General features: G+C 59.1%; 15 protein-coding genes. 3 read left to right on the plus strand and 12 right to left on the minus strand.

The window, feature by feature from the left end:
* Positions 1–108 precede the first annotated feature (108 nt).
* The 5 genes from iolB to IFT84_RS07785 all read right to left on the minus strand — a co-directional run bounded on the left by iolB (position 109) and on the right by IFT84_RS07785 (position 6,452).
* On the minus strand, positions 109–921 hold the full coding sequence (iolB, locus tag IFT84_RS07765; RefSeq protein ID WP_192118080.1) for a 5-deoxy-glucuronate isomerase: 813 nt from the start codon (positions 919–921) through the stop codon (positions 109–111).
* Positions 918–1,829 (minus strand): myo-inosose-2 dehydratase, encoded by a 912-nt coding sequence (gene iolE, locus IFT84_RS07770; RefSeq protein WP_192118081.1) that lies wholly within the window; start codon positions 1,827–1,829, stop codon positions 918–920. The genes iolB and iolE overlap by 4 nt, the downstream gene beginning before the upstream one ends.
* Before the next feature lies 1 nt (position 1,830).
* Complete coding sequence (gene iolD / locus IFT84_RS07775; protein ID WP_192118082.1) at positions 1,831–3,651, minus strand: 3D-(3,5/4)-trihydroxycyclohexane-1,2-dione acylhydrolase (decyclizing); 1,821 nt, start codon at positions 3,649–3,651, stop codon at positions 1,831–1,833.
* Complete coding sequence (locus IFT84_RS07780; RefSeq protein WP_192118083.1) at positions 3,648–5,564, minus strand: bifunctional 5-dehydro-2-deoxygluconokinase/5-dehydro-2-deoxyphosphogluconate aldolase; 1,917 nt, start codon at positions 5,562–5,564, stop codon at positions 3,648–3,650. The genes iolD and IFT84_RS07780 overlap by 4 nt, the downstream gene beginning before the upstream one ends.
* Before the next feature lie 78 nt (positions 5,565–5,642).
* Positions 5,643–6,452 (minus strand): SIS domain-containing protein, encoded by an 810-nt coding sequence (locus IFT84_RS07785; RefSeq protein ID WP_192118084.1) that lies wholly within the window; start codon positions 6,450–6,452, stop codon positions 5,643–5,645.
* A 120-nt stretch (positions 6,453–6,572) separates the two neighbouring features.
* Between IFT84_RS07785 and IFT84_RS07790 the strand changes: the two genes are divergently transcribed.
* The 3 genes from IFT84_RS07790 to IFT84_RS07800 all read left to right on the plus strand — a co-directional run bounded on the left by IFT84_RS07790 (position 6,573) and on the right by IFT84_RS07800 (position 8,944).
* Positions 6,573–7,580: a Gfo/Idh/MocA family oxidoreductase gene (locus IFT84_RS07790; RefSeq protein ID WP_192118085.1), complete on the plus strand. Its 1,008-nt coding sequence runs from the start codon at positions 6,573–6,575 to the stop codon at positions 7,578–7,580.
* 9 nt (positions 7,581–7,589) lie between these two features.
* Positions 7,590–7,976, plus strand: coding sequence for a VOC family protein (locus IFT84_RS07795; protein ID WP_192118086.1), 387 nt, complete (start codon positions 7,590–7,592; stop codon positions 7,974–7,976).
* A gap of 92 nt (positions 7,977–8,068) precedes the next feature.
* Positions 8,069–8,944, plus strand: a complete 876-nt coding sequence (locus IFT84_RS07800; RefSeq protein WP_192118087.1) for an alpha/beta hydrolase — start codon at positions 8,069–8,071, stop codon at positions 8,942–8,944.
* A 6-nt stretch (positions 8,945–8,950) separates the two neighbouring features.
* Here the strand turns inward: IFT84_RS07800 and IFT84_RS07805 are convergent, their stop codons facing one another.
* From IFT84_RS07805 to IFT84_RS07835, 7 genes are all read right to left on the minus strand, one after another.
* A complete protein-coding gene (locus tag IFT84_RS07805; protein WP_192118088.1) occupies positions 8,951–10,051 on the minus strand; it encodes a hypothetical protein in 1,101 nt (366 codons plus the stop codon).
* Between the two features lie 177 nt (positions 10,052–10,228).
* Positions 10,229–11,917, minus strand: a complete 1,689-nt coding sequence (locus tag IFT84_RS07810; RefSeq protein ID WP_192118089.1) for a dihydroxyacetone kinase family protein — start codon at positions 11,915–11,917, stop codon at positions 10,229–10,231.
* Between the two features lie 16 nt (positions 11,918–11,933).
* The gene (locus IFT84_RS07815) at positions 11,934–13,028 is read right to left on the minus strand and encodes an ABC transporter ATP-binding protein (RefSeq protein WP_192118090.1); all 1,095 of its coding nucleotides are present in this window, start codon (positions 13,026–13,028) and stop codon (positions 11,934–11,936) included.
* Positions 13,019–14,392: an FGGY-family carbohydrate kinase gene (locus IFT84_RS07820; RefSeq protein ID WP_192118091.1), complete on the minus strand. Its 1,374-nt coding sequence runs from the start codon at positions 14,390–14,392 to the stop codon at positions 13,019–13,021. Before IFT84_RS07820 ends, IFT84_RS07815 begins: the two co-directional genes overlap by 10 nt.
* 86 nt (positions 14,393–14,478) lie before the next feature.
* Positions 14,479–15,519 (minus strand): alcohol dehydrogenase catalytic domain-containing protein, encoded by a 1,041-nt coding sequence (locus tag IFT84_RS07825; RefSeq protein ID WP_192118092.1) that lies wholly within the window; start codon positions 15,517–15,519, stop codon positions 14,479–14,481.
* Positions 15,516–16,337, minus strand: a complete 822-nt coding sequence (locus IFT84_RS07830) for a carbohydrate ABC transporter permease (protein ID WP_192118093.1) — start codon at positions 16,335–16,337, stop codon at positions 15,516–15,518. Before IFT84_RS07830 ends, IFT84_RS07825 begins: the two co-directional genes overlap by 4 nt.
* Positions 16,334–17,263 (minus strand): carbohydrate ABC transporter permease, encoded by a 930-nt coding sequence (locus tag IFT84_RS07835; RefSeq protein WP_192118094.1) that lies wholly within the window; start codon positions 17,261–17,263, stop codon positions 16,334–16,336. Before IFT84_RS07835 ends, IFT84_RS07830 begins: the two co-directional genes overlap by 4 nt.
* Between the last annotated feature and the right edge of the window lie 18 nt (positions 17,264–17,281).

Consider the following 17,281-nt stretch of genomic DNA (forward strand, 5'->3'; position numbering starts at 1 on the left):
ATGTGCCAATTTTTGAAACAATAGAATATTTAAATCATAACTAATAGGCGGCGTCAATTGAATTTGTTTATTTCCGGCGACACAGGCACCCAAAATGGAACGAAAATATTATTCCTGCCGGTCGCGCTGGAATATCCAGTCGTGATCGGGGTGGTTCTGAAATCGCCATTTGCGCAGCGGTCCGGCCATGACGTTCAGATAATACATCTCATAGCCATAGGGTGCGCCGCAGGGGTGGTGTCCTTTTGGGACCAGCACCACGTCGCCATCCGACACCGCCATGGTTTCATCCAGCGAACCGTCGTCGGTAAATACGCGCTGAAAACCAAAGCCCTGCGCCGGATTCAGCCGATGGTAATAGGTTTCTTCCAGATAGGTCATGTCGGGGAAGTTGTCCTCGTCATGCCGGTGCGGCGGGTAGGAGGACCAGTTGCCCTGCGGGGTAAACACTTCCGTCACCAGCAGGCTGTCGGCCACATCCCGGTCTTCCATGGCAATGGCGTAGACCTCTCTGGTATTGGCGCCCTTGCCACGGGTGGCAAGCGTTATGCCCTGCGGGCCGATGATCTGCGCTTCCCGTCCCGGTTTTGCCGGTGCGGTGCAGACTGCCAGCACGCAATCGGTCGTCGCCGTGGCGGACCAGGACGATCCCGCCGGGATATACACGCAGTGCGGCGGCTTCTTTTCAAACACGCTCATCCGGTCGCCCAGTTCGCCGAAATCGGTATCCTCGGAGCGGATCGTTGCCTTGCCTTCAACCAGAACCAGAATGACTTCCGTATCGCCAGTCGGCTCAACGGCCGCCTCGCCTGCAGACAGCCGGTAGAGGCCGAACCCGACATACCCCCAGTTCGCGGTTTCGGGCGTTATGTCATGGACCTTGCCGGTTTTTGCGACGGGTTTGCGCAGAAGCGAGGTCATGCCGACACCCCTTCTGCCACCAGCCCGCCTTCAGCCGCAAAGGCTTTCAGCGATTTCAGGCCAAGGCTCTGGTACTGGAGGGGATTGCGAACAGACGGGTCCTGCTCCGCTTCGATCACAAGCCAGCCGGAATAGTTGTGGTCGGCGGCAACTTTCAACACGGACACGAAGTCCACACCGCCTTCGCTATCGCCCGGCACCGTGAAGACACCCCGGCGTACCCCTTCCAGAAACGACAGTTTTTCATCGCGCACCTGTTGGGCGATCACGGGCCGCACGTTCTTGGCGTGGATATGGCCCACGCGGTGCATGTACTTCTTCGCCACCCGCTCCGGGTCACCACCACCAAACAGGCAATGACCCGTGTCCAGCAGCAGGTGGGTTTTTGGCCCCGTATGCTGCATCAGCAAGTCAATTTCCTCTTCACTTTCGACCACGGTGCCCATGTGGTGATGATAGACGAGCGTGATACCCTGACCTGCCGCAAAGTCTGCCAGCGCTTCCACGCCTGCGCCAAACTCCGCCCACTGGGTATTCGCCAGACGGGGGCGGTCTGCCAGTGCCTGATCATCCGCGCCGTGAATGGCATTGGAGGTTTCGCAGACGATGATGACCGTAGAGCCCATGGCTTTCAACAGGTCCAGAGCCGGTTGCATGGCCTGTTTTTCTGCCTCAACGCTGTTGGTCAACAGGTTCAGCGAATGCCAGCCGGACACGAACCGGAGGTTTCGTGGCTCAAGAACGGCTTTCAAGGATTCCGGTGTTACCGGAAATTTATGGCCCTTTTCAATTCCGTCGAAACCGATCTCGGCTGTTTCATTCAGGCAGCGCTCCAGGCTGATATCGGAACCCAGCGAACGGTCATCATCATTGGACCAGGCAATCGGATTGGTGCCGAAAAGGATCATGTTACTGTCTCTCCTGTAGCTGAGCTTCATAGCGGGCGCGCGCTTCGTTGACTTCCGGGCGTTTTGAGACTTCCGGAACGGCAACGTCCCAGAAATATCCACCGGCCTCCGGCGTGGGATAAGGGTCTGTGTCAATCACGATGACGGTGCTGCGCGTGGCGTCGCGGGCCTGCGCAAGGGCTGCGTCAAGGTCCGCAATGGTGGCAACTTTCACCGCGTCTGCACCCATCGAGCCCGCATGGGCGACGAAATCAATCGCAATCGGGCTGACATTGGTATGGTTATAAAGATTGTTGAACTCGGCCCCGCCGGTGCCCATCTGCAAACGGTTGATGCAGCCGTAGCCCCGGTTGTCGGTGATGACGAGCGTGATCTTCAGCCCCATGCCCACAGCGGTCGCCAGTTCCGAATTCATCATCATGTAGGAGCCATCCCCCACCATGACGATGACATCGCGGTCCGTCTCGGCCATCTTGATGCCAAGCCCGCCAGCCACCTCATAGCCCATGCAGGAAAACCCGTATTCCATATGATAGGACAGGGGCGCACCTGCCTTCCAGAGCTGGTGCAGTTCGCCCGGCATGGTGCCTGCCGCGCACATCACCACCGTATTGTCGCGGGCGGAGCGCTGCACCGCGCCGATAACCTGCATGTCGGTCGGCAGCGCATTGGTATCATGGGGCAGGTTGGTGGTTGCATCGGCCTTGGCAAACCAGTCGGCGCGCAGTGCCGCGTCCGGTTCGCTGTACCGGTGGTCCCCGAGCGCCGCCGTCAAGCGTTCCAGACCGATTTTCGCATCCGCTGTCAGCGGTAGAGCATCGTGCTTGGTGCTGTCATAGGCCTGTACGTTCAGCGCCAGAATGCGCCGGTCCGGGTTTTTGAACAGCGCCCAGGAGCCGGTGGTAAAATCCTGAAACCGCGTGCCGATGCCGAAGATGAGATCGGCCTGCTCGCAGACGATATTGGCGCTTGTAGACCCGGTCACGCCGACGGGGCCGAAGTTGAGATCGTCATCCCATGGCAGCGCGGATTTGCCGGCTTGCGTTTCCACCACGGGAATGCGGTGCTTGGCCGCGAATGCTTTCAGCGTATCCGTGGCACCGGCAAAATGCACCCCGCCACCGGCCACGATCACCGGATTGCTGGCCGCCTTTAACGCCGCGACGGCGGCTTCCAACTCACGCGCATCCGGCTCCGGGCGGCGCTGATACCACATGCGCTTGTCAAAAAATTTTACTGGATAGTCATAGGCTTCCGCCTGCACGTCCTGACAAAAGGCCAGTGTTACCGGTCCGCAATCGGCGGGGTCGGTCAGCGTGCGCAGCGCGCGCGGCAGCGCGGTCAACAGATGTTCAGGCCGCATGATCCGGTCAAAATAGCGGCTGACGGGGCGGAAGCAGTCATTGACCGAGACCGTGCCATCGCCGAAATCTTCCACCTGCTGTAACACCGGGTCTGGCCCACGATTGGCAAACACATCGCCGGGAATAAACAGCACCGGCAGGCGGTTGACATGGGCCACGCCCGCCGCCGTCACCATGTTCAGCGCGCCGGGGCCGATGGACGAGCTGACCGCCATGGCTCGTCTGCGCCGCAACTGCTTCGCATAAGCGATAGCCGCATGGGCCATGGACTGCTCGTTCTGGCCGCGAAAGGTCGGCAATTCATCGCGGATTCCGTGCAGCGCTTCCCCAAGGCCCGCCACATTGCCATGGCCGAAAATAGCCCAGACCCCGGCAAAATAGGGCTCGTTATCCTCGTTATATTGGTTGGCGAGATAGCGAACCAACGCCTGCGCCGCTGTCAGTCGGATCGTGTTCACGCTGCTTCTCCTTTTTGCGCTCGCGCTTCATTCCAGATTGCGCAAAGCTGCCGGTAACGCTGCGCCATATCGCTGATCGCCGCATCATCCCCGATACTTCCAGCAAACCATTGGCGTGCCGCCTCACCGAAGATCGTGCGACCCACCGCAAAGCCTTTGACCAGATCAAACCCGGCGGCCAGCCGGAAGCTTGCTGCCAGATCGGCCTCCGGCGCATCCAGCCCCAGCACCACAATGCCGCGCGTATAGGGGTCGTTGCGCGTGACCGCATTGCACGCGTTCTCCCAGGAGGCCCGGGTTTTCATCGGCTCCAGCTTCCACCAGTCAGGATAGATGCCGATGGCGTAGAAGCGCTCGATAATATCAGCCACGGTGTTGTCATCGGTGGGCGCCACCTTGGACGGAATGATTTCCAGCAGCATTTCCAGCCGGTTGCGCCGCGCGGCGTGAAACAGGCGGGTGACGGTTGCTTCCTGCTCGGCGCGCATCTCGTCCGTATCGTCCGGGTGGTAGAAACACAGCACCTTGACGACATTATCCAGCGGCCATTCCGATAGACCACCGAAATCCGGGCCGATTTCCGGCTCCAGCGTCAAGGGCCTTGAACCCGGCCATTCCACCGGTCGCCCGATCCACAAGCCGCTGCCACTGGCGGCATGAAGCGCATCCCGGCCCAGCCGGTTGTCACATAAGATACCATAGCCGGTTTGCCCGCCCGATACGGTGAGCGCCACCTGCAAGCACAATTCCTTGAACCGACCGATCTCAGCCTCATCCGCCCCGGCTTCCTCTGCGATAGCCTGCAACTGCATGCGGTGATCGAATGCGAAGACACGCATGGTCGGCCAGTCCACCTTGCGGTTGGTGGACCAGTGCACCTGTTCCAGCGCTTCATCCTTGCGCAGCGCCTTGTTGCGAATGCCAGTGCGGAAGAAATATTGCAGTTCTTCCCAGCTTGGATAAGCGGGCGTGCAGCCATGGCGCGACACCGCGAAGGCGCCGCAGGCATTGGCGTATTTCAGTATCGTCGGCCAGTCCTCGCCCGTCAGCCAGCCACGAAACAGGCCGGCCATGAAGCCATCGCCCGCGCCCAGCACGTTGAACACCTCAATGGGGAATCCTTCGCCGGTCTGGCCCTTATCGAAACTCTCCGGAATAGGCCCATCAAACACCACCGCGCCCATTGGCCCGCGCTTGCACACCAGTGTGGCGGAGGAGACCTGCCGCACGGCGCGGAGCGCCGCCAGCGTATCGGTGGAACCGCCTGCAATATGGAATTCTTCTTCCGTGCCGACGATCAGGTCAAACAGATGCAGCGTGGATTGCAACTTGGCGGTCACTTTTTCCGACTCGATGAACCGGCTTTCCCCGGCATCGTGCCCTGCGAGACCCCAGAGATTGGGCCGGTAATCGATGTCGAGCGCCGTTTTGGCCCCGTTTTCGCGCGCCAGTCTGAGCGCTTTCAGCACAGCAGCCTCGGTTCTGGGGTGGGAAAGGTGCGTTCCCGTGGCGCAGACGCAAGCTGCCTCGGCAATGTAGGCCGGGTCGATATCCTCTTCCGAGAGGGCCATATCGGCGCAGTTCTCGCGGTAGAAGATCAGCGGAAACTGGTTGCTGTCGCGAATGCCCAGCAGCACCAGAGCGGTCAGCCGTGCCGGGTCGGTTTTCACCCCGCGCACGTCCACGCCTTCGCGCACCAGCTGCTCGCGAATGAAGCGGCCCATATGCTCGGCCCCGACGCGCGTGATCAGCCCAGATTTCAGACCGAGACGGGCAACGCCGGCTGCGATGTTGGTGGGGGAGCCGCCGATATATTTGTTGAAGGAGGACATATCCTCCAGCCGCCCGCCAACCTGCGCGCCGTAAAGATCCACGGACGAACGCCCGATGGTGATCAGATCGAGTGTCTTCACGGTTCCCCTCCCAGGACATGTACCAACCGTTTTAGACTTTAAATTCCATTTATAAGAATTTCAACAGAAATATTCGATCTATTTTTTCGTCCCTACAGCCACGGCCAGCGTGATGGCAATACAGAGCGTTGCCGAGAGTGAGCGGAACGCGCCAAAATCCACCTCACTGACCGAAATCAGCATTGCACCCAGCTTGCGCAACTGGCTGACGGTGGTGTCCGTCAGCGCCACCACGGGGATATCGCGGGCGCGGGCGGCGGTGATAAACTCCACCGTTTCATCCGAGTAGGGCGAAAACGTTACGGCCAGCACCGCATCACCGGAGCGCACCGCATTGCGGTTGTCCAGCTTGCCCACGGTATCATGCAGAATGGCGGGTACGTTCATCTTTTCAAAGGCATAGGCCAGGTAGCTGGCCACTGGAAACGACCGCCGCAGGCCCATGATGTGGATCATCTCTGCCTTTGCCAGAATGCTCACCGCCGCGTCCAGCTCTTGGGGATTCACGGTTTTCAGCAGGTTTTCCAGCGAAGCGCGCCCCGCCTCCACAAACTCCGCCACGAGACCGGCAGCACTCTCGCCACCCTTTTCACGCAGGTGATCGAGCCGCGTAGTATAGTCCGGCCACCCGCCCACATAGGATTCGCGAAACAGCCGCTGCATTTCCGAAAAGCCGGAAAACCCCATGATTTGACAGAACCGCATGAAAGCAGAAGGCTGCACGCCCGCACCTTCCGCCATTTCAGCCACGGTGGACACGGCAATGCGGTCCTGATTGGCGGCCACATACTGCGCACACTGGCGCAATCTCTTTGGTAATGCGAGGGATATCTCGATCAGTTTATCTTCAAATTCCTTTGCCGTACCCGGTGCTTGCGGTTCACTCACGCGCCATCCTTTCTTGCTTGACTTCACTTCAGCACCATTCTAACAAAATGGAATTTATATTCCAGACCGTTTTGTAAAACTAATGGCTTTGCTTTTCAGGCTTGAGGGAGGGCTTGCGCCATGACAGTGCGAATTGCGATCATCGGCGCAGGCATTATGGGGGCGGACCACGCCCGTATATTGGCACAGGACGTGCCGGGAGCCGTGCTTCAAGTGGTGTGCGATGCCTCGCAGGACCGCGCGCGCGCCGTTGCTGATGCATGTTCGGCGGCGGATGTCTCCACCGATCCCTTAGCGACCATCAGCCGTGATGATGTGGACGCTGTCCTGATTGCCAGCCCCGATGACACACATGCGCCGCTTGCGCGCGCGGCCATTGCCGCTGGCAAACCGGTGCTGTGCGAAAAGCCGCTGTCGCAAAGCCCCGAGGATTGCCTTTCGGTCATCGAAGCCGAGACGGCACACGGCCAGCGGCTGGTACAACTGGGCTTCATGCGGCGGTTTGATCCATCCTACCGCGAGATGAAGGATGCGCTGCTTCGAGGGCTGATCGGCAAGCCGATCATGATGCACAATTTCCACCGCAACGTGGAAGCCCTGCCCAACTTTACCGGCAAAATGGCCATCACCAATTCCGCTCCGCACGAGTTTGACGTGGCGCGGTTTATTCTGGATACCGACTACCGTGCCATATCTGTGTTCCAGCCGTCCGCCATCAATACGGCGAAAGCGGGTGCGCCGGTGTTCATGGTGCTGGAAACGGACGGTGGGCAACTGGTCAACATCGAAATCAACAACAATGCGGCCTACGGTTATGATGTGCGCGGCGAACTGGTTGGTGAAAGCGGTTCTGTTGAGATCAACACGCCGGTGCACACGCGCGTCAACAGCGCGATGACGGCATCTGAACGCTATGCTCCGGACTGGCGCCCCCGGTTCGCGGAAGCGTACCGCCTGCAAAATATTGCCTTTGTCCGTTTCGTCCAGACCGGAATATTTCCGGATATCGCATCTGACGCATGGGATGGCTACTGTGCTACAGTCGTTGCGGCGGCGGGTGTAAAGGCGCTGGAAAGCGGCCAGCGCATTCTCATTTCCCATATCGGCAAACCCAAGCTTTACGCTTAAGGCTTCGTCATGTTTTCACACATTACCATCGGCGTAACAGATGTCGCTCGGGCAACGGATTTCTACGCGCCGATCCTTGAAGTCCTTGGGCTCACTCTAAAATTCTCCGATGATCGCTGGTCCGGCTGGAAACATCCGCAAGAAGACCGCCCCTTGTTTGTCATCACCCGGCCGTTCGACGACCAGCGCCCTGCGCCGGGAAATGGAAACATGGTCGCATTTCTGGCCGAAAGTCGCAGCCTTGTGCAGCGTTGTTACCATATGGCCATCGCTTGCGGCGGCACCGACGCAGGGCAGCCCGGCTTGCGGCCTCAGTACCACGCGCACTTTTATGGCGCTTATTTTCGCGATCTGGATGGCAACAAAATCTGCATCTGCTGCCACGCGCCTGAATAGACGTCGGCACTTTTGGCGCACGCCCGTAAACTGGACAGTGCCGATAAGACCGATTAGATCGGCCTCGTCACATTTCAGCAAGCGAGACCGGCATGAACGAAGCGCGCCCCTATTCCATCAGCGGAACCACCTGTTTCGATCTGGCTCCCTCAAATGGCGGCGCGGCATACCGTATTTTCCTGTCCATCCCAACAGGTGCGCCGCCACCGCAGGGCTGGCCACTGCTCGTTTTGACCGATGGAAACGCCATGTTTCCCTTTGCTGTTGCCTGTCAAGCCACGCAAGCGCCCTATACCGCAAGCACCAATGTGGGCTGGGGCGTCATCGCCGCAATTGGTTACCCCGATCAGGATTGGTATGACCCGACGCGGCGCTCGCTCGACCTGACGCCACCGCCGGGGCGAGCCTATCCGCCGTTTTTCGAGAATGGTCCTGCGGTCGCGACCGGAGGCGCAAACGGGTTGCTGGCTTTCATCGAGGACGTGTTTCTTCCGCATCTCGCAACGCTGGCACCGCTGGACGCGCAGCGCAGAACGCTGTTTGGCCACTCTTTCGGCGGTCTGTTTGCGCTGTTTGCCTTGTTTGTCCGGCCCGGCCTGTTTGGCCGTTTTGTTGCTGCCAGTCCATCAATCTATTGGGAGGATTGCCAGATCCTGCACTGCGAGGCCGAACGCCAGCTGGCTCCGGGCAATACGCCCTTTCTACACCTGTCCGCTGGCGAACATGAAGGCGATGCGCTGGCACCGTTCCAGCGCACAAACGAGGATGCCGCACAGCGACTGGAGGCAAAGAAGCTGGCGCAAACCATTACACGCGCCCGCGATATGGCGGAACGCCTGAACGGCACCGTCGACGGCTTGAGAACCGCTTTCGAGGTCTATGCGGACGAAACTCACATGTCGGTTCTGGCTCCTGCCATCAACCGCGCCCTGAATATTGCCTTTGCGGTCAAGCCGGATGGGGGCTAAGCCCCGTCATTTCCAGCTTGTGTAATCGTCGGCCACGCAGCCGAACGGTGCGCGATCCTGACCGAAACGCTTCTGCAGTTGATCGCATCCCCATTCGTTCAGCGGCGCGGGCATGAGATTGTTGATATCCATGCCCGGGGACTGGAACTGCGTGGACGAACTGGTGACATACCAGAGCCAGAAGCCGAACACGCCCACCACAATCAGCAACAGGACGCCGACAACCATCCCCAGCCGCTTCCACAGCGAAACGGTTTGCTGCTGCTCTTCGACCAGCACCGGCCCATGCCCGTCATCTGTGCGCTCTTGCGCGAAGGGTGCAAGTGCTGCGGCCCGCTCAGCGTCTGTCAGCACGATGCGGTGAAGATTGTCGTCCAGCAGCACCGGCAGCGCCGTGGTTCCATGCCGCACGGCCAGCCCAACTGCCTTGCCACCGGCCTCGCCGACGATGAACGGCTCCTGCCCGCCTTTGAAACGGGTGTAGGCGGAGCGCCCGGTTTTGTCGCTCGCAATCTTGTCATTGTAGGTGACGGACAGAACGCCGCGCTTGCGGTCAAACGCAGTCAGTTCCACTGGAACCGGAGTGAGAACGGCAGGGCTTCGCAACTGCCCTTTGACGCGCCAGATGCGAAAGGCCAGAAACACCATGCCCAAACTCAAGCCTCCCAGAAACAACACAAACAGGCTGAGCGTAATGATGCGGTTCCACAGCATATCCAGACCAAGGCTCATGGTCGCCAGCTCGGGATGGTCGGCGGAGATCACGATACCGGTCTCGTAGTCCCCCATATGGAAATCGACAAACATGACCTCGACTTCCGTATCGTAATCTTTCCCGTCGTAACTGTAGACAAGGCGCGCCTCACAATCGGTGAAAACCGCCTTTCGGGTCGTACATTTCCCGTCCCGCACATCGCCCTCTTCCAGCACCAGCGGGTTGCGACTGATCTGGAAGTCCCGCAGCACGCCCGGCCCCTCCCACACGAACAGAAACACAGCCAGCGCCAGCAGGATCGGTGTCGACCAGAAATAGGCGTTGGGGGTGGAGATCACATTATCTGTTACTGACAGAGGACGGCTGGGAAGAACAAGCGGAGGAAAGGACATTGGCACTCTTTAAATGTATCGCAGGATGCGCAGGACGAAGGCGCCGCGAGGATAGAAAGGTGCAAAGGGGTGTCAATACGGGATTTATGATAGTCAAACGACCCAAGTACCGACCCAAGGACCATTGCTAACGCTGTCGAAGTCACCGACAGCGTTAGCCGCTTCAACCATTCAAATTCAGGGCAATCGGATGGCCTGAAGCCATAGTGTTACGGCCACCGCGCCGCCATCCGGGTGCCCAAGCACGCGATCTCCAAGATAGCTTGCGCGGCCCAGCCGAGGGCGCATGGCGGCGGTCGCCTCAGCACCCGCTATGCCCGCATCCACCGCCTTTTGCCAGGCAACTGCGCCCGGTTGCCCGTCCGCGAGCGCCTGCGCAAATGTATGGGCCGCCGGAGATAGCGCGTCGATCATCGTTCTATCGCCAGGCTTAGCGCCGCCGAGATCTGACACGGCCTGAACGGCTGCCAGAAACGCCTGCGCACACTGGTCGGCTGTCGGCGCATCGATACCCGCAAGGTGACGGGAGGCCCGCATCAAACCGGTAGCGTAGAACGGCCCGGAACTGCCACCGATGGCTTTGCGCATGGCATTTGCCAGAGCCATCAGGCCACTGCCCACATCGGGAAAGTCCTGTGCCGGCAACGCCAACACCGCTTCGGCACCGCGCGTCATGCTTGTTCCGAGGTCACCATCCCCGGCAACGCTGTCGAGGTCCGTCAGACGCTTCTCGGCATCCATCAACGCTCTCGCGATTTCCTGAACAACGCTGTGCAGATGTGTGCCTGCTGGCGTCGTCCGCTTGGAAACAGTGTCCGTTTTGCGGACCGCGTCAGACGCGGTCACACGGTTGCGGTTGACGGACCCGCCGCGTGGCCAGGCGGTTGCGTCGGTTGTGGAATCGATCAAGGCAAGATCTGAGTCCGACACTGGCAGGACAGACAGAGAAAAGCCCGGCATATCCAGCGCAGATAAAAATGTTCCGGCCCAGGCCCGTTCAACAGTCACGCCTGCGTCCTCCAGCACCGTCACGGCAGATCGGGCGACGATCGACAGTTCCATCGGGGGCGTAGACCCAAGCCCGTTGATCAGCAGAACAACCCGATCGCCGCTCTTGACCTTCCCATCCGCCTTGATCGTATCGACGATAAGCGAGGTGAGGTGTTCTGCGGACGCGAGCGGCATGCGCCGCACGCCCTGCTCTCCGTGAATACCCAGCCCAACTTCGATTTCATCCTCGCCCAGAACGAAGCCGGGTTTGCCGACGGCCGGGAGGGTGCAAGACCCCAGAGCGATGCCCATCGAGGCAAGACGATCGGCAGCCGAACGCGCGATGCGCGCCACCTCGGAGAGCGGCAGGCCTTGCTCCGCAGCCGCACCGGCCAGCTTGTGCACCAGAATGGTTCCGGCAATGCCACGCCGCCGCTCGACAGGAACGGTATCCTTCAGCGCCACATCGTCGGCGACGACGACGATTTCAACCGGAATACCCTCCGCCCGGGCAAGCTCGGCAGCTAAGCCGAAATTAAGCCGGTCTCCCGTATAATTCTTGACGATGACCAGCGCCCCGGCAGGTCCGGCGACAGCGCGGATGCCAGCCAGCACCGCATCCGTGCTGGGCGATGTGAACACATCGCCAGCGACGGCTGCTGTCAGCAGCCCATGGCCCACATAGCCCGCATGGGCCGGTTCATGGCCGCTGCCACCACCGGAAAGAACCGCAACCCTGCGTTGATCCACCGGTGGAAGATCGGCCCGTATCACGACGTTTTCGTCGGCGAGCAAAATGGTGGCCGGGGAGAGTGCGACCACGCCCTCCAACATATCGCGAACCACGGTAGAGGGATCGTTGATCAGCTTTTTCATAGGGTCTCCCTTACAGTCAATTGGCAGGCGCAAGCACAGAACGCTCGCTTACGCTATCAAAGGCATGAAGTGCATCAGGCCGATGCACCAGCACGATGTCTTTTCCCACGGCCACCTCCGGCCCTCGCTCAAACTGGGCGGAGATCAAATGACCGCCCACCGATACCTGTATCATAATCTGAGAGCCGAGTGGCTCAATAAGTTCGATACATCCCCAGATTGTACCAGGTGTGTTCGGAACGGCGGCAGGCCGGGGTGCCAGATGTTCGGGCCGAACGCCTGCAATGACCGTGCCCGTCCGGTGACCGATGGCCGTGCCGACGGGGCCGTTTGGCACCAGATTGAAGCCGGGGGCGACAAGCGTGCCATTTTCGATTGTAGCGTTCAGGAAGTTCATCGGCGGGCTTCCGATAAACCCGGCAACAAACGTGTTGACCGGGGTATCATAAATATTTTGTGGCGTGTCGATCTGCTGGGCAATGCCCCCCTTCATCACCACAATCCGGTGTCCCATGGTCAGCGCTTCCAGCTGGTCGTGAGTTACATAGAATGTCGTAATCTTGAGACGGCGGCAGAGCTTGACGATCTCCGCCCGCATTTCGATGCGCAGCTTCGCGTCCAGATTGGACAGGGGTTCATCCATCAAAAACACACGGGGCTCGCGTACAATGGCACGACCAAGCGCCACACGCTGACGCTGGCCGCCCGACAGCGCAGACGGCTTGCGCTCGAGCAGCGCCTCAATATCCAGCGCCTTGGCTGTTTTGCGAACCTGCGTATCGATCTCGTCTTTCGACCATTTCCTGACCTTAAGGCAGAACGCCATGTTCTCGTACACAGTCAGATGCGGGTAAAGCGCGTAGTTCTGGAACACCATTGCCACATCCCGCTCGGACGGGCTTTGGTCCGTCACGCTTTCCCCGTCGATGCGGATTGTGCCGGATGTGGAGCTTTCCAGACCTGCTATCATGCGCATGGTCGTGGTTTTGCCGCAGCCGGATGGACCCACCAGCACGACGAACTCACCGTCTTCCGTAGTCAGGTCCAGATTATCGACGGCGTTGAAGGCACCAAAGGATTTGTTCAGGTTTTCGATTGCGATCACGGACATGGCTGGCTTCCTTGGGTTGGTGCAGTTGGTATCAATCGATCTGGCGGGTTGAGGCGATGTAAAGCGGTCTGGTAGTGCTGTTCGTAGATTTCCGCCCAACGCGGGTCCGGATCGGCAGTGTGTGTCGTGATTGCGCTGAGGAAATTGACGCCCTGCGGCAGCGCTTCCGCCGCCAGCAGGGCCGCACCCACCACGGCGGGTTCATCGAGACTCAAAACTTTGATGGGCTCGCCGAAGATGCTGGCCCGAAGTTCAAGCAGACTACGTGAACGGCTCCATCCCCCCGTGGCATAGATGTCTCCATCCGGCACGCCAGCCAGCCGCATGTGATCAAACATGCGCCGGGCGGTCATACCCGCCATTTCCAGAACGGAGCGGGCATTGGTCAGATGCGACATTGGTTCGCCCGGTATGCGCGAAAGCGCCAGAGTGGCGCGAATATCCGTGCCCTTGGATTGAAGAGCCTGAACTGCCGATGAGAACTCGTAAACGCCAAGACAAGCAAGACCGGCTGCGGCCCGCACGGGCACCATGAAAGCCAGATACGGATCAAACCGGTCAAGGTCGAATGACGACGTTTCACCGTAAATGACATTGGCCGTTCCAATGGAATCCACCCGTGCGGACGGATCGATCCTCTGGATGAGCGCTGCGGCGACAGGATGGTCATGTCCCCCGGCAACAAGGAGCGTTCGGGGGCTTGCAACGCCCGCAGCCGTCAGGCGGCCAGTGCGCATGGTGCCAACACAATCGCCCGCATGGCGCACCGGTGGCAGCGCGGGTGAACCGCACAGGGCGAGCAGGTCAGCGATCCACATGCGCTTGGCCACATCGTAGCAACCGGTGCGCGATGCCAGCGATTCACTCATGAACGGTTCGCCAGACCAGACAACGCAGGGATAGTCCGTCAGCGCGACCCACTTGTAAGCCGAGGTGAACAGGTCTGGCTGATGGCGACTGAGCCACAGCCATTTTGCGCCTGTGCGGGTATCATCCATCTCCATACCGGCGAGGGGCGTGGCGGCGGCGCTTGCGCGTATTTCTGCCGCCTCACTGAACGCACGCCGATCATACCAGGCTATGGCCGGTCCCAGCGGGGTCAGCGTCCGGTTGATAAAAATGCCGTCTTCGCCCACGCCGGTGGTTGTGATAGCCTGAAGTGGCAGGCCTGCACACGAGACCCGCCAGCCCTCGATCATCAGATCTTCTATTGTGCGGAGGAGCTCGCCTGCGTCAACAGTTGCGTTGCGGTCCTGCGACATGCGTGGTGTCGGCACCGCCTTTGTCCACACAACGAAACCGGCGGCATCAACGATGGCGACTTTCAGATTGGTCGATCCGATATCGACGCCACATACGTGCATTCGATCATCTCCTGCCTAGAGCACAATTCGATCGGAGCAAAACAAGGATCGAAAAATTATGCTTCAAATAAAGGGATCAAAGCGCTTTAGGAAAAGCGCAGCTGTGTTTTAATCGACCGCCCCGCCTGCATGTTCTGCACCGCCGTATCAAAACTCCACACCGGAAAACTTTCGCCAATCAGGCGCTGCGCTTTGTCACGGATATCCGGCATGAGGTCCACGGCAGCGCTGAACTTGTCGGCACAGGAATTGGATCCAATGAAGCGAAATTCCTGCTCATAAAGTTTGAATGGCGTGAACGACGCCTGCGCGTGTTCGTCATGCACACCGACCTGAACATAAACCCCAGTTTTTTCTACCAGTTGAAGCCCTTGCTCCAGCGCGGATGCAACACCTGCGGCCTCGAAGACAACATCGAAGCGCTGCTGCCCCTCCTGCCCAAGGTTGCCCGGTTGCACAGCTGCGTCCACACCCACACCCCTGGCAATATCCAGTTTGGCACTGGCGGGGTCGGCAAGGGTCACATGTCCAGCACCGGCGTGTTTGGCAGCAATCGCAATGAGCAGGCCCATCGTCCCGCCGCCCAGCACCAGAACCTGTCGGTCCCGGATGCCCTGCGCGGAGTCCACCGCATGGAGCGCACAGGCCAGCGGTTCAATGAGGGCTGCCACATCCGAACCGATGGATTCATTGACTGGAAACGCGTTTCGCGCTGGCACTGCCACGTATTCCGCGGCCGCCCCAGCCCGTCCTACACCGATTGGCGTCAGATGCAGGCAAAGGTTTGGCCTGCCAGCCTTGCACCAGCGGCATGTACCGCACACCACATTTGGATCGACCGCTACAAAATCCCCCACTTTGACAGTGCGCACTAAGCGACCGGCAGCCACGATATGCCCGGCAAATTCATGGCCCGGTGTAACCGGGTAGTTTGTTCCGACGAAACCGTGTTTCAAAATATGGAGGTCCGTGCCGCAAATTCCGCAGCAGGTTGGTTTGATCAGCACCTCATCGGCGGCCACTGCGGGCACGGTCGTTTCAATAACGCTGATCTGATGATTTTGCGTGATCCGAACGGCTTTCATTGTTCCTTTTGGCGCGCCACCAAACAAACTGTCCATAATCATTTTACTGCTCCAAATGTCAGACCGCGCGTCAAGCTTTTCTGGGCCAACCAGCCCGCCACCACGACAGGAATGTTGATGAGGGTCGCAACGGCTGCAACCTGCGCCGTGTAGAGTTTGCCGAAGCTCAGAAATTTCTGCAGGAAAACAGGCAAGGTGCTGACCGTTGTCGTCAAATTGACGGCCAGAAAGAACTCGTTCCATGAAAAGATGGCACACAGCAACGCCGTGGAGGCCAGACCCGGCTTGATCAACGGGACGATGATCTGAACCATTTCCCGCACGCGCCCTGCCCCATCAACCGCAACAGCGTCAAACACGTCGCGCGGGATTTCCACCATGAAGGACCGGATCATCCAGATTGCCAACGGCAAATTCATCGACGTGTAAACGATGATGAGCACCGCAGATGTGTTCAGCAGATCAAAGGTGCGCGCTACAAGGTAAATGGGCACAATACCAGCCGCAATCGGCATCATCTTGGTGGATATGAAGAAAAACAGGATATCCCGCCACTTGGGCACCGGTCGCACGGTTAGCGCGAAGGCGGCCGGAACGGCCAGCAGAATGACAATCAAGGTGGAGACCACCGTCACCAGCACGGATACCGTGGCAAACGACACGAAATCATTTTCAAAAATGCGGCGATAGTGATCAAGTGTCGGGGTAAAGAACAATTTTGGCGGATAGCTGACCGCATCCTCCTCGGTCTTGAAGCTCGTCAGGATCATCCAGGCAATCGGCAAAAACATGATCAGTGTTCCAATCCAGGTCAGAAGGGTCAGCAGCGGATCGAGTGCGCTGGCGCGACGGCGGTTCATGCGCGTCCTCCTTCCTTGAAAATGCCCGAGACCACCCGCAGCATGGGGATGGTCAGTGCCATGGCCAAAGCGAGCGAAATCATTCCGAATGCCGATGCACGACCAAGATCAAACGCACTAAACGCCTCAAGATAGACGTAGTAGGACAGGTTGGTGGTTGCATAGGCCGGGCCGCCATTGGTCAAAATCGCAATGGCAGCGAAATTTTCCAGCACATACATCGCAACAAGAAGGGCTGTCAGCTCTATGAAGGGCCTTAAATGCGGCAACATCAAACGGCGAAACGTGTAAAACCGGTTGGCACCGTCGACCTCCGCAGCTTCGGCGACTTCCGTGGGGAAGGACTGCATTCCGGCCAGAAGGATGAGCAGCGCAAAGGCCGACCACTGCCATGTGGTAATGATGATGATTGTCAGTTTGGGATACTGGCTGATCCAGTTGATGCGCCCGATGCCCATCTCATCCGTGATCCAGCCGAGAATACCGAATGTCGGATCATAGACGCCGGTTTTCCAGAACAGGGCGGCGGCCACCGGCATGATGAAAAACGGCGTAATGGCCAGAGTCCGTGCGATGGTGCGTCCGCGAAAGTCGCGGTTCAGGCCAGCAGCCAGCAGACCGCCGACGACCACCGACGCAACAACGATGGACAGCGTCATAATGCCCGTATTCGCCACTGCTTTGAGAAAGGTGACATCAGAGGCTGCATTGACGAAGTTCCTGAACCACACGAACCGTGGGGGATTGGTTGAAACCAGATTCCAGCGTTGGAGACTGTAATAGAGCGTAATGACAAACGGCAACTGGGTGACGAGAAGCACGAAAACAAGCGCCGGAAGCAAGGGAAGGCGGTCCCACCAACCCTTGGTAAAACCTGCGCGGGCACGCGTGGTTTGGGGACCGCGTGAGTGCGTAACTGATGTCATGAATAATCATCCGCATGA

It is taken from the genome of Rhizobium sp. CFBP 8762 (assembly GCF_014841565.1).
Taxonomy (GTDB): Bacteria; Pseudomonadota; Alphaproteobacteria; order Rhizobiales; family Rhizobiaceae; genus CFBP-8762.